Genomic DNA, 19,353 nt, shown 5'->3' on the forward strand with positions numbered 1-19,353 from the left:
GCGCGGTGCTCCTTCCGGGACCGGGTGACGCGCAGCCCGGCGCCGTGCTCCCTCCCGGGCCGGGCGGCGCGCAGCCCGCACGACTTCAAGGACATGGCCACCTTCCGCGCCACGCGGACCGGCACGCTGAACCTCCAGGTGCGCATCGGCGGTGACATGGCGCTGCTGCGGGGCATGGCCAAGGCGCTCCTGGAGCAGTCCGCGACCGACCCCAAGGCCCTGGACCGGGAGTTCGTCGAGCGGCGCACCACCGGCTTCGAGGAGTACCGGGCGCTGTGCGCGGCGACCCCGTGGGAGGAGCTGGAGACCCAGTCGGGGCCGGGCCGGGCCGGCATCCTGGAGGCGGCCCGCGTCTACCGCGAGGCCGACCGCTCGATCATCAGTTGGTGCCTGGGCGTCACCCAGCACGAGCACGGCGTGGACACCGTCCGCGAGATCGTCAACCTGCTGCTGCTCCGCGGCAACCTGGGCCGCGAGGGCGCCGGCCCCTGCCCCGTGCGCGGGCACAGCAACGTCCAGGGGAACCGCACCTGCGGCATCGACCACCGTCCCCGCCCGGAGTTCCTCGACCGGCTCGCCGAGGTCTGCGGGATCGACCCGCCCCGCGAGCACGGCAAGGACACCGTCGCGAGCATCAGGGCCATGCGCGACGGGAAGATCAAGGTCTTCGTCGGCATGGGCGGCAACTTCGCGCTCGCGGCCCCCGACACCCCGGCCACCCACGCGGCGCTCCGCACCTGCGAGCTGACCGTCCAGGTGAGCACCAAGCTGAACCGCAGCCACGTCGTGCACGGCCGGCGGGCGCTGATCCTGCCCTGCCTCGGCCGGACCGAGAAGGACCACCGGCGCAAGGGCGTCCAGAGCACCTCGGTCGAGGACTCGATGAGCATGGTGCACCTGTCGGTCGGCATGAAGCGCCCCGCCTCGCCGCACCTGCTCTCCGAACCGGCGATCATCGCGGGCATGGCCCGGGCCGCGCTGCCGGACAGCGCCACGCCGTGGGAGTGGTACGTCGAGGACTACGACCGCGTCCGGGACACCATGGCCCGGGTCCTCGACGGCTTCGAGGCCTTCAACCGGCGGGTGCGCCTGCCGCTCGGCTTCCGCATCAAGCAGCCCGCCCGCGAGCTGGTCTTCCTCACCGCATCCGGCCGGGCCGAGTTCTCCTCCTCCGCGCTGCCCGGCGTGGTGCCCGCCCCCGGCGAGCCGGCCCTGGGCACCCTGCGCTCCCACGACCAGTGGAACACCACGATCCACTCCGACGACGACCGCTACCGGGGCGTCAAGGACCTGCGCACGCTCGTCTTCATGAACCGGGCCGACATGCGCGAGCGCGGCATCGCCGACATGGGCCCGGTCGACATCACGAGCACCGCGCGGGACGGCGGCCACCGGCGCCTCGACGGCTACCTCGCCGTCCCGTACGACATCCCCCGGGGGTGCGCGGCCGGCTACATGCCCGAGATGAACGTGCTGTGCGCGCTGGACGACCACAGCACCCAGAGCGGCCAGCCGATCATGAAGCACGTCCGGGTCACCGTCGTTCCCTCGGACGCCCCCTCCTGACCGCGTGACGGTACGGGCACGGCCCCGGGGCGCACCCCGCGTCGCGCGCGCCGCTCCCCGGACGGCTACCGTCGGCGGTCGGGCGGCGTGACACCGCGGCCCCGGGATCCGGCGTCCGGTCCACCGGCCGGAGCCAGAGGGAGGAGGAACCATGGGACGAGTGACCGCGCGGCGGCGCGTCCTGCGCGTGCGGGAGGGAGGGGCCTCCTACCGCCCGGACACGCTGGCCGCCGAGGAGCCGATGGAGATCAGGGTCGGCGGGCGTCCGCTGACCGTGACGATGCGCACCCCGGGCGACGACTTCGACCTCGCGGCCGGGTTCCTGGTGAGCGAGGGCGTGGTGCACGCGGCCGGGGACGTGGCCGGAATCCGGTACTGCGCGGGCGCCACCTCCGACGGCGGCAACACGTACAACGTGGTCGACGTCGTCCTGGCACCCGGCACGGCCGCCCCCGACGCCTCCCTGGAGCGGAACTTCTACACGACGTCCTCGTGCGGACTGTGCGGCAAGGCGAGCCTGGACGCGGTGCGCACGACGGCCGCCTGGACGGTCGCGGAGGACCCGCTGCGGATCGGTACGGAGGTGCTCACGGCCCTTCCCGACCGGTTGCGGGCCGCGCAGCGGGTCTTCGACAGCACGGGCGGCCTGCACGCGGCCGGGCTCTTCTCGGCCGAGGGCGAGCTGCTCTGCCTGCGGGAGGACGTGGGCCGGCACAACGCCGTGGACAAGGTCGTCGGCCACGCCCTGCGGTCGGGGCTGCTGCCGCTGCGCGGGACGGTCCTGATGGTGAGCGGCCGGGCCTCCTTCGAGCTGGTGCAGAAGGCGGTGATGGCGGGGATCCCGATGCTCGCGGCCGTCTCCGCGCCCTCCTCGCTCGCCGTGGACCTGGCGGCGGAGAGCGGACTGACCCTGGTCGGGTTCCTGCGGGGCACGTCGATGAACGTGTACTGCGGGGACGAGCGCCTGGAGACCGTGCCGGTGGCCTGAGGCCGGGCGCCGGGGCGGGGGCGGCGCGGGCGGTATCCGGCATGTCGGCACACCGCCCGCGCGGGCGCCCGGCGGCCCTACGCCGCTTCGGCGGGGCCCTCCGCGTCCTCGCGGTGGGCGCCGCCTCCGGAGTCGCCCTTGCGGACCGTGCAGTGGATCGAGTCGCCCACCACGTCGGCGACGATCGTGTCGCCGGGTCCGGCGTCGCCGCCGAGCAGCAGGGAGGCGACCCGGTTGTCGAGTTCGGTCTGGATGGTGCGGCGCAGCGGCCGGGCCCCGAACGCCGGCTGGTGGCCGTGGGCGACGAGGAGCTTCTTGGCCGCCTCGGTGACCTCCAGGGTCATGCCCTGCGCGTGGACGCGGTGCTTGCTGCGGTCCAGGAGGTGGTCGACGATCTCCGACAGGTCCTCCTCGGTGAGGCTGTGGAAGACGATGATGTCGTCGATGCGGTTGAGGAACTCGGGCAGGAAGCGTCCCCGCAGGTCCTCCATCAGTCGGTCCTTGAGCTCGGCCGCGTCCCCCTGGTGGTCGAGGATGCGGTGGGCGCCGATGTTGGACGTCATGATGACGACGCAGTGGCGGAAGTCGACCGTGCGGCCCTGGCCGTCCGTGAGCCGCCCGTCGTCGAGGATCTGGAGCAGGGTGTTGAAGACGTCCGGGTGCCCCTTCTCGATCTCGTCGAACAGCACCACGCTGTAGGGCTGGCGGCGGACCTTCTCGGTGAGCTGGCCGGCCTCCTCGTAGCCGACGTACCCGGGAGGCGCTCCGACGAGCCGGGCGACCGTGTGCTTCTCCTGGAACTCGCTCATGTCGAACCGGATCATGCGGCCCTCGTCGCCGAAGAGCAGGTCGGCGAGCGTCTTGGCGAGTTCGGTCTTGCCGACGCCGGTGGGGCCGAGGAAGAGGAAGGAGCCCACGGGGCGGTCGGGGTCGCCCATGCCGGCCCGGTTGCGGCGCACGGCCTCGGAGACCGCCGTGACCGCCTCGTCCTGGCCGACGATCCTGGCGTGCATCTCCTCCTCCAGCCTGAGGAGCTTCTCCTTCTCACCGGCGGTGAGCCGGGAGACCGGGATGCCGGTACGGCGGGACACGATGTCGGCGATGTCGGCGGCCGTGACGGAGACGACGCCCTCGCGCCGCTCCTCGATGCCCGCGAGCTCGCCCTCGACCTCGGCGATCCGCCGCTTGAGGTCGGAGGCCTTCTCGAACTCCTCGCCCGCGACGGCCTGGTCCTTCTCGCGGCGCAGCTTCGCCAGCGTGTCCTCGCGGCCGACCACCTCGGTGGAACGCCCGCCGCTGCGCAGCCGTACCCGGGCGCCGGCCTGGTCCATCAGGTCGATGGCCTTGTCGGGCAGGAAGCGGTCACTGACGTAGCGGTCGGAGAGCTCCGCCGCCGCGGTGAGGGCGCCGTCGGCGAAGCGGACCCGGTGGTGGGCCTCGTACGCGTCCCGCAGCCCTTCGAGGATCTGCACGGTCTCCTCGACGGTCGGCTCGGGGATCAGGACGGGCTGGAAGCGGCGTTCGAGGGCGGCGTCCTTCTCGATGTGCTTGCGGTACTCGTCGATGGTGGTCGCGCCGACCACGTGCAGCTCGCCGCGGGCGAGGGCCGGCTTGAGCATGTTGCCGGCGTCCATCGAGCCCTCGCCGGTGGCGCCGGCGCCGACGACGGTGTGCAGCTCGTCGATGAAGAGGACGATGTCGCCCCGGGCCTCCTGGACGTCCTCGATGACCTTCTTCAGACGCTCCTCGAACTGTCCTCGGTACTGGGCGCCGGCCACCATCCCGGAGAGGTCGAGGGAGACGACCCGCTTGTCCTTGAGGGTGTCGGGCACCTCGCCGGCCACGATGCGCTGGGCGAGGCCCTCGACGATGGCGGTCTTGCCGACGCCGGGCTCGCCGATGAGGACGGGGTTGTTCTTGGAGCGCCGGGAGAGGATCTCGACGGTCTGCTCGATCTCCTCGGCCCGCCCGACCACGGGGTCGAGCTTCCCGGCCCTCGCCTCCTCGGTGAGGTCCCGGCCGAACTCGTCGAGGGCGGTGGCCGGCTGCTTCGGGGCGGGGGCCTCGCCCTCGCCGCCGAAGGCCGCCCGGTCGGCGGCGCCGCGCAGTTTCGAGACGTCCAGGTCCTCGGCGCGCAGGAAGCGGGAGGCGCCGGAGTCGGGGTCGCCGAGGAGGGCGCCGAGGATGTGCTCGGGGCCGATGTAGGAGACGCCGGCGGCCTGGGAGCGGGCGTGGGCGAGGGCGAGGGTGCGCTTGGCCGCCGGGGTGAGGCCGGGCTCCGAGGAGGGCTCGGCGGACTCCCCGGGCAGCACCTCGGCGATCCGGTCCGCGAGGGCGTCGGGGTCCACGCCGCCCCGGGCGAGCAGCCCGCGGGAGGGGTCGACCCGGGTGGCGGCCCACAGCAGGTGTTCGGTGTCGAGGTCGGACGTGCCGTCCTCTGCGGCCTTGCGGGTGGCCAGGTTGAGCAGTTCGTGCGAGGACTCCGTGAGCAGCCTTCCGATGGGCACGCGCTGCACGGCCGGGGGCGAGGAGGCCGGCGACATGCCGAAGAACCGGTTCAGCATCTCGCTGAACGGATCGGAGGAACCGAAAGGTGAACCGAACGCCATCGACATGTCTGCTCCAGTGAAGCGTGGGGGGAATCCCTCTCACTGAAACGCCATGTCCACCGCTCCGCAAACGGACGAACGGGACGGCCGGGGCCGCGGGACCGGCGCGAACGGAACGTCCGCCGCGCCGGCCCGTCCCACGGCCCGGGCGGGCGGTCCGGCTACTCCTCCTCGTCCCACGGCGGTTCGAGCTCGTCGAAGTCGAAGGGCGGTTCGTCGTCGTACGGGGCGGCGGGCGCGGGCGCGGACGCCGCGTCCGTCCGGACGGGCGCGGCCGGGGCGGGTGCGGCCGGGGCGGGTGCGGCCGGGGCGTCTCCCGCCGGGGCCGGGGCCGGGTCCTGTCCGGCCGGGGCCGCGGGGCCGGTCTCCGCCAGGGTCTCCAGGACGCCCTCGGCGTACTTGGTCAGCTTGGCCTCGCCGACCCCGCCGACGGTGCCCAGTTGCTCGACCGTGGTGGGGCGCAGGGTCGCGATCTCCCGCAGCGTCGCGTCGTGGAAGACGACGTACGCCGGAACGCCCTGCTCGCGGGCGGTCGCGGCCCGCCAGGCGCGGAGCGCCTCGAAGACCGGCACGGCCTCGGCCGGCAGGTCGACCGGCACGCGGGCGCCCTTTCCGGAGCGGCTCCCGGGCTCCTTCCGGGCCGGGGCGACCGCCTTCTCCTTGCGCATCTGGACGGTGCGGCGTCCGCCCAGGACCTCGCCGCTCTGCTCGGTGAGGACGAGCGTCCCGTAGTCCCCCTCGACCGCGATCAGCCCCTGGGCGAGGAGCTGGCGGACGATCCCGCGCCACTCGGCGGTGCCCAGGTCGGAGCCGACGCCGAACACCGAGAGGGCGTCGTGGTCGAACTGGATGACCTTCGCCGTCCGCTTGCCCTGGAGGATGTCGATGATCTGTCCCGCGCCGAACTTCTGGCGCCGCTCCTTGGCGAGCCGCCACACCGTGGACAGCAGCTTCTGCGCGGCGACCGTGCCGTCCCAGGACTCGGCCGGGGTCAGGCAGGTGTCGCAGTTGCCGCAGGGCTCGCCGTTCTGCCCGAAGTACTCCAGGAGGCGCACCCGGCGGCAGTCGACGGTCTCGCAGAGCGCCAGCATGGCGTCCAGGTGCATGGCGAGGCTCCGGCGGTGCTGCTCGTCGCCCTCGGAGGAGTCGATGAGCTTGCGCTGCTGGACCACGTCCTGGAGGCCGTACGCCAGCCATGCCGTGGCCGGTTCGCCGTCGCGGCCCGCGCGGCCGGTCTCCTGGTAGTAGCCCTCGACGGACTTCGGCAGGTCGAGGTGGGCCACGAACCGCACGTCCGGCTTGTCGATGCCCATGCCGAAGGCGATCGTCGCCACCACGACGACCCCGTCCTCGCGCAGGAAGCGGGCCTGGTTCGCGGCGCGGGTGCGGGCGTCCATGCCCGCGTGGTACGGCACGGCGTCGATGCCCTGCTCGACCAGGAGCGCGGCGGTCTTCTCGACGGAGGACCGCGAGAGGCAGTAGACGACTCCGGCGTCCCCGGCGTGCTCGGTCCTGATCAGCTCCAGGAGCTGCTTGGTCGGGTTGTTCTTGGGGACGATGCGGTACTGGATGTTCGGCCGGTCGAAGCCGGCAACGAAGTGCCGGGCGTCCTCCAGGCCCAGCCGCTTCGCGATCTCGGCGTGGGTGGCCTCGGTGGCCGTCGCCGTCAGCGCGATCCGCGGCACCTTCGGCCACCGCTCGTGCAGCATGGACAGGGCGAGGTAGTCGGGCCGGAAGTCGTGGCCCCACTGGGCGACGCAGTGCGCCTCGTCGATCGCGAAGAGCGACACCCGGCCCCGGTCCAGGAGCCGCTGCGTGCCCTCGGTCCGCAGCCGCTCGGGGGCCAGGTAGAGCAGGTCCAGCTCGTCCGCGAGGAACGCCTGCTCGACGGCCTGCCGCTCGTACGGGTCCTGCGTGGAGTTCAGGAACCCGGCCCGCACCCCGAGCGCCCGCAGCGCGTCCACCTGGTCCTGCATGAGCGCGATGAGGGGCGAGATCACGATGCCCGTGCCGTCTCTGACCAGGGCCGGGATCTGGTAGCAGAGCGACTTGCCGCCGCCGGTCGGCATCAGCACGAGCGCGTCGCCGCCGCCGACGACCTGCTCGATGATCTCCTGCTGCTCCCCGCGGAAGGAGTTGTAGCCGAAGACACGGTGGAGCACCCGGGCGGGCTCGGAGATCTCTGGGGAAGCGTCGGAGAGGACCATTCGTGAAGCGTATCCGTCCGCGCCGACAGCCCGGTCCCGTCCGCCGCAACCTGTGGAAAACCCGGCCGACCGGGCCTCCGGCCGCCTGTGGACGACCCGCCCGGGTCCCCCTCGGCCCGTCACCGGCGCAGTTCGGCCCCCTCCCTGGTGTCGTCGAGGAAGCCGCCCGACTGGTGCTGCCACAGCTTGGCGTAGGCGCCCTCCGCGTCGAGCAGCGCCTGGTGCGTGCCCTGCTCGACGACCCGGCCGCGGTCGAGGACGACGAGCCGGTCCATGCCGGCCACCGTGCTCAGCCGGTGGGCGACGACGAGCGCGGTCCGCCCCTCCATGAGGCGCCACAGCGCCTCCTGGACGAGGATCTCGCTCTCGGAGTCCAGGGCGCTGGTGGCCTCGTCGAGGAGGAGGATCGGGGCGTCGCGCAGGATCGCCCGGGCGAGGGCGACCCGCTGGCGCTGACCCCCGGAGAGCTTCACGCCCCGCTCGCCCACCATGGTGTCGAAGCCGTCGGGGAGCCCGTCGACGAACTCCGTGACGTGCGCCGCCCCGGCCGCGCGCAGGATCTCGGCGTCGGTGGCGTCCGGCCGGGCGAAGGCGATGTTGTCCCGCAGGCTCCGGTGGAACATCGCCGGCTCCTGCGGCACGTAGGCGATCATGCTCCGCAGGTCGGCCTGGCGCAGCTTGCCGATGTCCTGCCCGCCGACGAGGATCCGGCCGCCGTCGACGTCCGTCATCCGCAGCAGCAGCCGGGTCAGGGTGGTCTTGCCCCCGCCGGACCTGCCGACGAAGCCGATCTTCGCCCCGTCGGGCACGTCCAGGTCGAGCCCCTCGAAGAGCGGCTTCGCGCCCGCGTGGGCGAAGGTGACCTTCTCGAAGCGGACGCCGGCGCCCCGGGGCTCCAGCGGCTCCGGGTCCTCCGGGTCGAGCACGGTGGGCGGTTCGAGGAGCAGTTCGGTGAACTGCCCGGCCTCCGTCATCGCGCTCTCCAGGCGCCGGTAGATCTGGTTGAACTCGAACATGATCCGGGTCGCGTTGGAGTAGTAGGTGAAGGCCACGATGACGGCCTCCACGCCGTGTTCTCCCCCGCCGAGGGTGACGGCGAGGACGAGTCCCAGGACGTTCGTCAGGACGGACATCGGCGCGACCAGCGTGTCGATGCGCAGGTTGCCGTAGTCCCAGGACCGCAGGGTGAGTTTCCGCGACTCCGCGACGCGGGAGCGGTGTTCGGCGGCCTCCCGGTCCTCGGCGGCGAAGGCCCGGACCGTGTCCATGTTCGTGAGGCTGTCGGCGACGTGGCCCGCCACCCGGGCGATCGCCTGTTCGCGCCGGGCGACGAGTGCCTGGCGGCGCCGGATCAGCGGGGCGACGCAGACGCCCGTGAAGGCGATCAGCGTCAGGAGGCCGACCACGAGCAGCGGGTCGTAGCGCCAGAGCACCACCGAGGCGAAGAGCAGCGGCACGAAGTTGCCCATGATCGAGAAGGTCAGCGTGTCGACGAACACCTCGAAGCGGGAGGCGAAGCCGAGGACCCGCTTGGTCAGCGATCCGGCGAAGTTGTCGTGGAAGAACGAGGAGTCCTTGGCGAACAGCTCGTCCATGCCGACGACGTAGAGGTGCTCGATGCCCCGGGCGTCGAGCCGGTTCAGGCAGTGCAGTCCGACGCGCCACAGCGCCTCGCTGAGCAGCAGCACGCCGGCGAACCCGAGGACGTACGGAAGGTGCGCGCCGATGCCGTCGGCGCCGGCGCCGTCCCCGGCGACCTGTCCGACGAGCTTGGCGACGACGAGCGGCGCGACGTAGAAGATGCCGATGTTGCCGAGCGCCGGCAGCAGCATGGCCGGAGCGGTCAGCCGCCGCAGACGGAGCAGCTCCCGTCCGTAGTGGCGCAGCGCGAGGAGGACCGAACCCGCGGAGGGTAATCCTTCCTGCTTTTCGGATGATCCCATCCCCAACCCCCTTTCTGTCGTACTGAAGGCGGGAAAGGGGAAGTCTTCCGTGCAAATGCCGCCGGGGTCCACGTGTTTTCCGGGGCCCGCGGGGCTCTTCGGGGGCCGGGGCAACCCGCCGCGCCCGGGCCGCGTCCTTCCGCACAGGACCCGACGCCGCCCGGCGGCCAGCGACCCAGGAGCCAGGACACCCCATGAGCGACAAGGCCCGGACCCTCTTCGACGCGCTCGACCTCGACCGGGACGGCTCGCTGACCCGTACCGAGGTCATCAACGCCCTGCGGTCCAAGGGCCCCACGCTCGCCGCGCGGGGCGTGATCCCCTTCTGGGGCGTGGGGACCGACGACGACTCCTCGGCCCTGTTCGACGAGGCCGACCTGAACGGCGACCGGGTGCTGTCCTTCGAGGAGTTCGCGACGCTGGTGAACCGGCGCTTCGGCTGGTGATCCCCGGGTCCCCGCCCGTACGCGCGAACGGCACCGCGCGGGTGGCGCGGTGCCGTTGCGGGGGCCGGTGACGGCCGGGGGGAACGGGGTCGGACCGGGTCAGACGGAGACGGCGGGGAGCACCCCGGTGACCGGCGCGGCCAGGTCGGTGAGCTGGTGGAGCTGCTGGAGGTCGTGGATCCGGTTCAGCCCGCCCAACTGCTCGGAGATGCCGGGGAGCTGCGCGGCCTGCTCCTCGGGGAGGCCGGTCGCGGCGAGGGAGTCGAGCTCCGTGACGGGGTTGATCGGCGGGCCGAGCGGACCGGCGGCAGGGGTCGCGCTCGCCGCGGACGCGCCCAGGCACGAGAAGGCGGCGGCGACGGCGAGGACGGAGGAGATGCGTCGTGCTGAGGTCATGCCCTCACCAACGCGGTCGGCCCGCCGGCGGTCACGGCCGCCCCCGTCCCCACCGCCCGAACGGGGGCCCGCCGCGGAAGCCGAAGGGCGAGGAAAGCGAAGGGACTGATTTCACGGGAGGAGAGAAGGAAGCCCCTTCACGGCCCCGCCCGGGACGACCGTGGCGGTCAGGCGGGGACCAGGACGCCGATGCGTAGCCGTCCGGTCACGGTTCAGCGCGCGGAGGGATCGGCGGGTCCGGCGGACGGGATCGGATCCGGACGGTTGGCGCGCGGGATCCGGGGAACCCGCCTAACGTGACCGAAGTACCCCAGTCGACCAGAAAAGGGGCATAGCAGTCATGGGTGAGAGCCACGTGGACAAGGCCAAGGGCAAGCTCAAGGAGGCCGCCGGCAAGGCGACCGGCAACGAGCGGCTCAAGAGCGAGGGTCAGGCGGACCAGATGAAGGGCCAGGCCCGCAAGGTGGGCGAGAAGGCCCAGGGGAAGGTCGAGGGCGTCCGCGACTCCCTCGAGCGCGACGACTCCTAGGGCTCGCACCTCCGAAACGCTCGGGCCGCCGTACCGCGCTCTGGAGGACGGCCCGAACAGCGGAAGGACCGCCCGGCACCCGCCGGGCGGTCCTCCTCGCGTCTCCGGGGCCTCCGCCGGCGCGGAACCGCCCTCAGGGGGTCGTCCGCACGGGGAAGCTGAAGGCGTGCCCCTGCTGCTTGAGCCACGGCAGCACCTGCCGCAGCGCCGCGACGGTCTGGCCGCGGTCGCCGCCGCCGTCGTGGAAGAGGATGGTCGGGCCGTTGGACAGCTCGTTCTTGACCGTGTTCACGATCGAGGCCGTGCCGGGCAGCTCGAAGTCCTTGGTGTCCACGTTCCAGCCGAGCGGACGCATGCCGGCCGCGGCGGCGATCCGCCGGCTGTCCGGGGTGAAGGCGCCGCCCGGCGCCCGGTAGTACTCGACCTTCGCTCCCCCGGCCGCGTCCTCGATCATCTTCTTCGCGTCCAGGATCTGCCGCTTCTGGTACGCGACGGACTTCTTGTCCATCGAGGTGTCGTGGGAGATCGTGTGGTCGCAGAGCCGGTGTCCCTCCGCGACGACCTTCTTGACGAGGTCGGGGTGCCGCTTCGCCTCGGGTCCCACCATGCAGAAGACGGCCTTGACGCCGTTCTCCTTCAGGATGTCCAGCATCTGGGGCGTCCAGCGCGGGTCGGGCCCGTCGTCGATCGTGATGTTCACCGCCGTGCCGCCCGCCTCGGCGTCGTGCGCGATGCTCTCCGGCATCTTCTTCGGCGGCGCCTGGGCGGGCCCCTTGGCGTCCCCGGACGGCGACTGCCCGGCCGTCGGCCGCCCGCCGCCCGCACTGGCCTCGGCCTCCGTCTGCGTGACCGCGCTCGCCGCCCACACCGCCAGGCTGAGCCCGACCGCGGAGGCGACCACGGCTATGTGCGCTGTGTACTTGTTCCGCCCCATGGAATTGCCCACTCCCCGTTGTTCCAGGTCCTTCTCCCAGGTGAGAGGACGGTACAAGCGGTGGGAAGGTTTCACCCAAACGGCGGGACTTACGTCCCGGAAGCGGAGGACGCACGTCCCAACGCCGGGAGGACGTACGGCCTTCGGCCCGGTGGGACGTAAGGCCTTCGGCCCGGCGGGGCGTACAGCCCTCGGGCCGGAGGGCCGCACGCCCTTCCGGACCGACCCGCCTCCCATCCCGTGGTTTTCCGTCACCCGCCCGGCCGTTGCCGAACGTCCCGCCGACGGCACCGAAAACCGGCCCCCTGGCCGGGAGCGAGCGGTGTCCGGCCGCCGCGGCCCACCCGCCGGACGCGCGGAACTGTTGCGTACGCGCCAATGGTGTAGCCCACACTGGGGAGACGGGCCGGGAGCCGGACCGGCAGACGACACGGGGCCGCACCCGTCGCGGCGTGCGCGGACGTGATCGGCCGGGGCCCCTCACGGTTCCCCCGCGGCTCCTTCACGGGAAGCGCACTTTCGGCCGTCGCGCGCCCGGTCCGCCCGCGCGGGGGCAGACGCCGGGCCGCAGCCGTCCCTAGCCTCCCGGGCCATGCGATCCCACCTCACGAGACGCCTGGGTCTCACCGCCGTCCTCGCCCTCTTCCTCGCCGTGTTCGGCCTGGCCCCGGCCGCGAGCGCCTCCGCGTCGCTCGCCCCCGCCGAGCTGTCGTTCAGCACCGACGCCGCCACGACCACCCCCGGCGGCACGGTGAACCTGTCCATGACGCTGACGAACAACAAGACCCACGACATCTGGTTCGTCTACCAGACGATCGACCCGACCTGGCTGACCACCCAGCGCCCGGACCTGAAGTACTCCTTCAGCGGCTGTTCGCTCGCCGGCCCCGGCGGCAGCACCCCCTGCGCCGGCACCGGCCCCGCCAACCTCGGCGGCAACTACGGGACCACCGTGCCGCCCGGCCAGAGCAGGACCGTGACCCTGACCCTCCAGGTCGCCGCCGACTCCGGCTGCAACGGCAACATCGGCTTCTACTCGTACTTCTACGCCGAGTTCAGCGACAGCTCCAGCGCGAGCGGCGGTCCGGTCTACACGCCCGAGACCCGCGTCCTCTGCGCCTGACGGACCGACGGCCGGGCGGGGGCGCGTCCGAAAACAGACTCCGCCCCCGCCCGATCCACCGGTCTACACCAATGACGGCCGCTGCGGCGGCCCCACGGTCCACCGGCGCCGCTCCACCCTCTCCCACCTGCGCCCCGGGTCCCGGGCGGGAGGACGACCGAGCCCCGGGGCGCCTTCCGCACCGATGGTCACACCGGAACCCCCGCCCCGGGAGCCCACGTTTTTTCGCCACCTTTCGCGACGGGACCACAAAAGCTCCACAGATACCTCACCATTTGACGCGACGGATGCGTGGACGACCGGCCTTCGAGGGGGATGCCGGCGCCCACGAGGGGGTGCGTCCGCTCCTCGGAGCCGTACCCACCCCTGCTCCGGGAGGGGACACCACCGCATGAAGCGGCTCATAGGCACCACTCTGTTCACCACGGGCGCGCTCGTCGCCGCCCTGACCCTGCCGGGCGCCTCGGCGCAGGCGTCCGAACCGGAACCCCGCATCGACCTGCGGGTCCTGGTCGTGACCGACGGCGGCCCGGCCACCGAGGCCATCGCCGCCGAACTGGACGCCGCGGGAACGCCGTACACGAAGGTCGACCTCAACCGCGCCGACCGGCCCGTCATCGACGCCGGCTACCTGGCGGACACCGTGGGCGACCGGAACCGGGCCAAGTTCCAGGCCGTCGTCCTGCCGAACGACAACCCGTTCCCGGCCGGCTCCGCGGAGATGACCGCGCTCGCGAACTACGAGCGGACCTACGACATCCCGCAGGTCGACGCGTACACCTACGCCCGGCCCGAGGTCGGCCTCCAGTACGCCGTCTACGGCGGGTACGCGGGGAGCCTCGACGGGGTGCGGGCCCAGACGACCGCCGCCGGGCTCTCGGGGCCGTTCGGCTACCTCGAAGGCGCCGTGCCCTTCGAGGACAACTCGCCCGCGGTGGGAGAGAGTTACGCCTACCTGTCGACTCCGGCGGCGGGCGCGGACTTCACCCCGTACGTCGAGGCCGCGATACCCGGGACGACCAAGCGCGGGTCCCTGGTCGGCGAGTACCGGCACGACGGGCGCCGCGAGCTGGTCGTCACCTTCGTCTACAACCAGTACCAGCAGCAGTTCCGCCTGCTCTCCCGCGGCATCGTGGAGTGGATGACCGGCGGGACCCACCTGGGCTCCTCCCGGAACTACTTCGCCGTCCACGTCGACGACGTGTTCGCGGCGGACGACCGCTGGAACTCCACGCTCAACTGCACGCCCGGCGACGTGGACTGCACCGACCCCGACGCGGTGCCGGACCCGATCCGGATGACGGCCGCCGACGTGGACCACGCCGCCTCCTGGCAGACCTCCCGCGGCTTCACCCTGGACATGGCGTACAACGCCGCCGGCACCGTCGACTTCCGCGCGGACAACAACGGCGCGGACCCGCTGGCCGACCGGTTCGTCGCCAAGCGCAACGACTTCCGCTGGATCAACCACACCTACACGCACGCCTTCCTCGGCTGCGAGCAGAACACGAGCGTGGTGCCGTGGCAGTGCGCCACCCACCCGAACGGCTCGATCAAGTGGGTCTCCCGGCAGAGCGTCTCCGACGAGATCGCGCTCAACCGCGTGTGGGGCCAGACCGCCGGACTCCCGCTGCAGAACGACGAGCTGGTCACCGGCGAGCACTCCGGGCTGCGCGTCCTTCCCCAGCAGAACGTCGACAACCCCAACCTGGGGCCGGCCCTCGGGGACAACGGCATCGGCTGGCTGGGCTCGGACAACTCCCGTGAACCCGGCCAGCGCCAGGTCGGCACCGCCACGACGGTCCCCCGCTACCCGATGAACGTCTTCTACAACGCGGGCCGGGCGGCCGAGCAGGTCGACGAGTACAACTGGATCTACACCAGCCGCGCGCAGGGCGGCAGCGGGATCTGCGAGGACAACCCGGCCACCACCACCTGCCTGGGCGCCCCGCTCGACCCCGCCACCGGCTACACGAACCACATCGTGCCCCTGGAGCGGCAGATCGCCCTGGGCCACGTCCTCGCCAACGACCCCAAGCCGCACTTCATCCACCAGTCGAACCTGGCCGAGGACCGCATCGCCTACCCGGTCCTGGACGGCGTCCTCGACGCGTACGACGCGCTGTTCGCCCCGAGCACCCCGGTGGTGAACCTGCGGATGAAGGACATCGGCCAGGAGCTCCAGCGGCGCTCCGCCTGGCGCACGGCCGTCCAGAGCGGCCAGGTCACCGCGTACCGCATCGGCGAGACGGTGACCGTCGAGGGCCCGAGCGGCACGACGGCTCCGGTGACCGTGCCCGAGGGCACCCTGCGGCCCGACGGCTCCGCCTTCGGCGAGGCGTACGCGGGCGGGCGCTCCGGCTGGACGTCCCTCGCGGGCACCTCGCTGGCCCTGGAGGTTCCCTACGTCCAGGCCCTGACGGCGGCCGGTCCCGCCCCGGCGCGGGTCGCGGCTCCGGCCCCGGCCGCCCGGATCCCCGCGGGCGTGGCCGACCCGGTCACCCCCGGCGCGAACGGCTGACCACCGCACCGCCGGCGCCGTCCCCGTCCGGGCGGCGAGGTCCCGGCCGCCCACCGGCGGCCGGGACCGGCACGACCACTCCCACCACGGCCGTGGAGTCCACACCCATGCACGTACACCGCGCCGCGCGGCGCTCCGGCGCCCCGCGCGTCACCCTCCTGACCGAAGGCACCTACCCGCACAGCCACGGGGGCGTCAGCGTCTGGTGCGACCAGCTCGTCACCGGCATGCCGGACGTCGACTTCGACGTCCTCGCCGTCACCGGCTCCGGCCGCGAACCGCTCGCCTGGGACCTGCCGCCGCACGTCTCCCGCGTCCTGTCCGTCCCCATGTGGGGCCCGGCGCCGGAGGGCCGGCCGCCCCGCGGCAGGGCCGGCAGACAACTGGCCGACGCCTACGAGAAGTTCCTGACGGCGCTGCTCGACCCGGGTGCCGAGGCCGGCTTCGGCCCCGCCCTGTACGCCCTCGCGCACGCCGCCGGGGACGGGCGGCTCAGCCCGTTCCTGCGGAGCGACGCGGCGATCTCGGTGCTCACCTCCGTGTGGCGGCGGCCGGGCATCGCCGTGCGGGAGGCCGGGCCGACCGTGCACGACGCGCTCACCGCCACGGCCCTGCTCGAACACGCGCTGCGGCCGCTGTCCGCGCCGCCGCCCGCGGAGGGGGTCGCGCACGCCGTCAGCGGCGGGGTGGCCGCCCTTCCGGGCCTCGCCGCCCTCGAACGGAACGGGGTGCCGCTGCTGCTCACCGAACACGGCGTGTACCTGCGCGAGCGCTACCTCGGCTACCGCACCGCCCCCTACCGCTGGCCGGTGAAGGCCGTGATCCTGGGCTTCTTCCGGCTGCTCGCGGAGGAGAGCTACCGCCGGGCGGCCCTGATCACCCCGGGCAACCGCTACAACCGGCTGTGGGAGGAGGAGGGCGGCGCCGCCCCCGAGGCGATCCGCACCGTCTACAACGGCGTCGACCCCGCCGCCTTCCCGCCCGCGGGACCCGAGCCGGACGCCCCCACCCTCAGTTGGGCCGGGCGCGTGGACCCGATCAAGGACCTGGAGACCCTGATCCGCGCCCTCGCCCTGGTCCGGGAGCGGATGCCCGCCGTCCGGCTGCGGCTCTTCGGCGGCACGCCCCGGGGCGGAGAGGCCTACCGGGAGCGCTGCGAGGCCCTGGCGGCCGAGCTCGGCCACGCGGACGCGGTGACCTTCGAGGGACGCGTCGACGACATCAAGGACGCCTACGCGGCCGGCAACGTCGTGATGCTGTCCAGCATCAGCGAGGGCTTCCCCTTCACCCTGATCGAGGCGATGTCGTGCGGGCGCGCGACCGTCTCCACCGACGTCGGCGGGGTCCGGGAGGCCGTCGGCGACACCGGGCTCGTGGTGCCGCCGCGCGACCCGGCCGCGATGGCGGACGCCGCGCTCGCCCTCCTCGGCGACGCGGCCCGGCGCCGGGCGATGGGCGAGGCGGCCCGGCTGCGGGTGATCGAACGGTTCACCCTCCGGCAGACCGTCGACACCTTCCGCGCGATCTACCACGAACTGGCCGCCGGCGGACGGCGGTCGGAGCCCGTCCGGATCGTGCTGCCCGTCCCGGTGGCCAGCGGCACGAGGAGCCTCGCCGGATGAGCGGCCCGATGTTCCTCGAACCCGGCGGGGCCGAGCAGGACACGCTCGCCATCCGCCTGGCCGTGCCGCGCCCCCGTCGCTTCCTGGACGACGCGACGCTCGCGATCCGGCTCCCCTCGAAGGGCCCCGACGAGGAGGCGGTCAGCGCGCTCGCCGCCGAACTCGCGGACCGCGTCGGCCCGGCCGTCCACCCCTACGAGGTGGCCGCGCTCCTGGAGGCGGACGGCCTGTCCGCCTCCGTGATCAAGGAGCGGTACGGCCATCCCACCCTGTTCTCGCTGGCGGCGGCGCTGTACGAGCGGGTGCCCCGGGCGTTCCCCGAGCCGGCCGCGCCGCCCGACCCGTGGCGGCCGGACACGGTCCGCTGCCTGCTGCGCGGCGTACTGTTCGCACTCCCGGCCCTGGCCTATCTGCTCACCGGCCCGCTGTGGCGCATCGACGAGCACGCCCCCGTCCTGATCACGGCGGGCGTCGTCTCCTGGGCGTGGGGGCAGGGGCTCGGGCACCGGGCGCACCTGCGGCTCACCACGGGGAGGCGGGAGGCGTCGCGCACGCTGCTCGCCGGTTCCCTGCTCGGGGCGTGCGTGGCCACCGGCCTCGCCGCGATCCCCGCCGGGGGCGGCCCGGCCACCGTCGCGGCGGCGGCCCAGTCGCTGTACCTGGCGGCGGCGGGCGTCCTGCTCGTGCTCGGCCGGGAGCGACTGCTGCTCGCCGCGCTCAGCCCGCTGATCGCCGGCGCCGCGGTGCTGCCCTGGTGGGAGCCCGGCACCCTGCTGCGGCTCACCTTCCCGCTGCTCGCGCTCCTCGCCACGCTCGCCGTCGCCCTGCGGGTCCTGGCCTCCGGCCTCGCCGTCCCGGCCGCCGGGGGCCCGCGCCCCAAGCTGCGCGGCTCCGTGCCGTACGGCCTGTTCGGGCTCGCGGCGGCGGTGCTCGTGACCCTGGAGGGCCGCCAGGACGCGTACGCGGTCATCGTCCTGACGCTGAGCATGGGCCCGGCGGAGTGGCTGCTCTACCGCTACCGGGGCTGGTCGGTCGCCGCGCTGCGCGCCAGCGCGACCCCGCGGGCGTTCCTGTTCCGCTCCTCCGGCGTCCTCGCCCTCTGTCTCGTCTGCTACCTGATGCTCCTGCTGGTCCCCGCGCTGCTCCTGGGCTCCGGGCCGGTCGCGCTGCTCTCCCTCGCGGCGGTGCTGTGGGCCGCCCTCCTGCTCCAGGCGTTCGGCGTGGCCTGGCCGCCGGCGGTGGTCTGTCTGACGACCGCCGCGGGCGCCGTGCTCATCACCCGGGCGGACCTGCCCGACGGGTCCGCCGTGCTGCCGTCGGTCTGCGCCGCGGCCGCGGTCTGCCTGGCGGCCTGTGTCGTCGCCCTCCTGGGCCGGCCGTCCCCGCACGCCTGACGGACCACCCGCCGCTCGTCACGCACGACCACCGTCCCGATCTGTTCCTGTCGAAAGGACCGAAGAGTTGACCTCCGCACCGCTCGCCGCCGTCACCGGGGCCGAAGGGTTCATCGGCTCGCACCTCACGGAGGCGCTCGTCGCCTCCGGCCACCGGGTCAGGGCCATGGCCCAGTACAACTCGTTCTCCTCGTACGGCTGGCTGGAGACCCTCTCCCCCGAGGTCCTCGACCAGGTGGAGATCGTGCTCGGCGACGTCCGCGACCCGGGCTCGGTGCGCGGCCTGCTCGACGGCGCCGACTGCGCGTACCACCTGGCCGCGCTCATCGCGATCCCGTACTCCTACCAGGCGCCGCACAGTTACGTGGACACCAACGTGACCGGCACCCTCAACGTCCTCGAAGCCGTGCGCGCCCTGGGGACGCCCCGCCTGGTGCACACCTCGACCAGCGAGACGTACGGCACGGCGCAGACGGTCCCGATCACCGAGGACCACCCCATCAACACCCAGTCCCCGTACGCTGCTTCGAAGGCGGGCGGCGACCGGCTCGCGGACAGCTACCACGCCAGCTTCGGCACCCCCGTGGTGACGCTCCGCCCGTTCAACACCTTCGGTCCCCGGCAGTCGATGCGGGCCGTGATCCCCACCGTCATCGGCCAGGTGGCGGCCGGGGAGCGCACCCTCACCCTCGGGGACCTGCGCCCCACGCGGGACTTCACCTACGTGAAGGACACCGCGCGGGCGTTCCTCGCGGTGGGCACGGCCCCGGCGGAGGACGTCGTGGGCCGCACCTTCAACGCGGGCACGGGCGGCGAGATCTCCGTCGGCGACCTGGTCGCGCTGATCGGGAAGGTCATGGACACCCCGCTCGACGTCCGCGAGGACGCGGCCCGGCTGCGGCCGGCCGACTCCGAGGTGATGCGGCTGGTCGCGGACGCGTCCCGGCTGACCGCGGCGACCGGCTGGCAGCCGGACCACTCCCTGGAGGAGGGCCTCGCGCGGACCGCCGAGTGGTTCACCGACCCCGCGAACCTGGCCCGCTACAAGACCGGCATCTACAACATCTGACCCGTC

13 protein-coding genes and 1 pseudogene are annotated in these 19,353 nt (G+C 73.3%); 9 read left to right on the plus strand and 5 right to left on the minus strand.

Annotated elements, in window-relative coordinates; all coding sequences use genetic code 11:
- Nucleotides 1-75: 75 nt before the first annotated feature.
- Both ACFYNX_RS24575 and fdhD read left to right on the plus strand, forming a co-directional pair.
- Nucleotides 76-1,566 (plus strand): annotated as a pseudogene (locus tag ACFYNX_RS24575) (molybdopterin-dependent oxidoreductase); the annotation flags it as partial.
- Between the two features lie 151 nt (nucleotides 1,567-1,717).
- The gene (gene fdhD, locus ACFYNX_RS24580; RefSeq protein ID WP_125660081.1) at nucleotides 1,718-2,554 is read left to right on the plus strand and encodes a formate dehydrogenase accessory sulfurtransferase FdhD; all 837 of its coding nucleotides are present in this window, start codon (nucleotides 1,718-1,720) and stop codon (nucleotides 2,552-2,554) included.
- Between the two features lie 77 nt (nucleotides 2,555-2,631).
- Here fdhD and ACFYNX_RS24585 read toward each other — a convergent pair whose 3' ends face one another.
- From ACFYNX_RS24585 to ACFYNX_RS24595, 3 genes are all read right to left on the minus strand, one after another.
- On the minus strand, nucleotides 2,632-5,169 hold the full coding sequence (locus ACFYNX_RS24585) for an ATP-dependent Clp protease ATP-binding subunit (RefSeq protein WP_388664162.1): 2,538 nt from the start codon (nucleotides 5,167-5,169) through the stop codon (nucleotides 2,632-2,634).
- Nucleotides 5,170-5,324: 155 nt separating this feature from the next.
- Nucleotides 5,325-7,370 carry a DNA helicase RecQ gene (recQ, locus tag ACFYNX_RS24590; protein WP_388664164.1) on the minus strand — a complete coding sequence of 682 codons (2,046 nt, stop codon included), beginning with the start codon at nucleotides 7,368-7,370 and terminating at the stop codon, nucleotides 5,325-5,327.
- 119 nt (nucleotides 7,371-7,489) lie between these two features.
- Nucleotides 7,490-9,313 carry an ABC transporter ATP-binding protein gene (locus tag ACFYNX_RS24595; protein ID WP_365540261.1) on the minus strand — a complete coding sequence of 608 codons (1,824 nt, stop codon included), beginning with the start codon at nucleotides 9,311-9,313 and terminating at the stop codon, nucleotides 7,490-7,492.
- 194 nt (nucleotides 9,314-9,507) lie between these two features.
- On the opposite strand from ACFYNX_RS24595, the gene ACFYNX_RS24600 reads away from it, so the two are divergent.
- Nucleotides 9,508-9,759: an EF-hand domain-containing protein gene (locus ACFYNX_RS24600; RefSeq protein WP_365540262.1), complete on the plus strand. Its 252-nt coding sequence runs from the start codon at nucleotides 9,508-9,510 to the stop codon at nucleotides 9,757-9,759.
- A 99-nt stretch (nucleotides 9,760-9,858) separates the two neighbouring features.
- Here ACFYNX_RS24600 and ACFYNX_RS24605 read toward each other — a convergent pair whose 3' ends face one another.
- Nucleotides 9,859-10,155 (minus strand): hypothetical protein, encoded by a 297-nt coding sequence (locus tag ACFYNX_RS24605; protein WP_388664167.1) that lies wholly within the window; start codon nucleotides 10,153-10,155, stop codon nucleotides 9,859-9,861.
- Between the two features lie 340 nt (nucleotides 10,156-10,495).
- Here ACFYNX_RS24605 and ACFYNX_RS24610 point away from each other — a divergent pair, with 340 nt between their 5' ends.
- Nucleotides 10,496-10,684 (plus strand): CsbD family protein, encoded by a 189-nt coding sequence (locus ACFYNX_RS24610; protein ID WP_365540263.1) that lies wholly within the window; start codon nucleotides 10,496-10,498, stop codon nucleotides 10,682-10,684.
- 133 nt (nucleotides 10,685-10,817) lie between these two features.
- On the opposite strand, the gene ACFYNX_RS24615 is transcribed toward ACFYNX_RS24610, so the two are convergent.
- Entirely contained in the window at nucleotides 10,818-11,618 is an 801-nt protein-coding gene (locus ACFYNX_RS24615) for a polysaccharide deacetylase family protein (RefSeq protein ID WP_388664169.1), read from the minus strand.
- A 592-nt stretch (nucleotides 11,619-12,210) separates the two neighbouring features.
- Here ACFYNX_RS24615 and ACFYNX_RS24620 point away from each other — a divergent pair.
- From ACFYNX_RS24620 to ACFYNX_RS24640, 5 genes are all read left to right on the plus strand, one after another.
- Nucleotides 12,211-12,741, plus strand: coding sequence for a hypothetical protein (locus ACFYNX_RS24620; protein ID WP_125660106.1), 531 nt, complete (start codon nucleotides 12,211-12,213; stop codon nucleotides 12,739-12,741).
- A gap of 391 nt (nucleotides 12,742-13,132) precedes the next feature.
- Entirely contained in the window at nucleotides 13,133-15,262 is a 2,130-nt protein-coding gene (locus ACFYNX_RS24625; RefSeq protein WP_388664172.1) for a hypothetical protein, read from the plus strand.
- Nucleotides 15,263-15,369: 107 nt separating this feature from the next.
- A complete protein-coding gene (gene pelF, locus ACFYNX_RS24630; RefSeq protein ID WP_365540266.1) occupies nucleotides 15,370-16,884 on the plus strand; it encodes a GT4 family glycosyltransferase PelF in 1,515 nt (504 codons plus the stop codon).
- Nucleotides 16,881-18,278, plus strand: a complete 1,398-nt coding sequence (locus ACFYNX_RS24635; RefSeq protein ID WP_388664174.1) for a hypothetical protein — start codon at nucleotides 16,881-16,883, stop codon at nucleotides 18,276-18,278. Before pelF ends, ACFYNX_RS24635 begins: the two co-directional genes overlap by 4 nt.
- A gap of 67 nt (nucleotides 18,279-18,345) precedes the next feature.
- Nucleotides 18,346-19,347, plus strand: coding sequence for a GDP-mannose 4,6-dehydratase (locus tag ACFYNX_RS24640; protein WP_365540268.1), 1,002 nt, complete (start codon nucleotides 18,346-18,348; stop codon nucleotides 19,345-19,347).
- Nucleotides 19,348-19,353: the final 6 nt, after the last annotated feature.

Origin of the sequence: Streptomyces sp. NPDC007872, assembly GCF_042868165.1 — a bacterium.
In the GTDB taxonomy this organism is placed as follows: domain Bacteria; phylum Actinomycetota; class Actinomycetes; order Streptomycetales; family Streptomycetaceae; genus Streptomyces.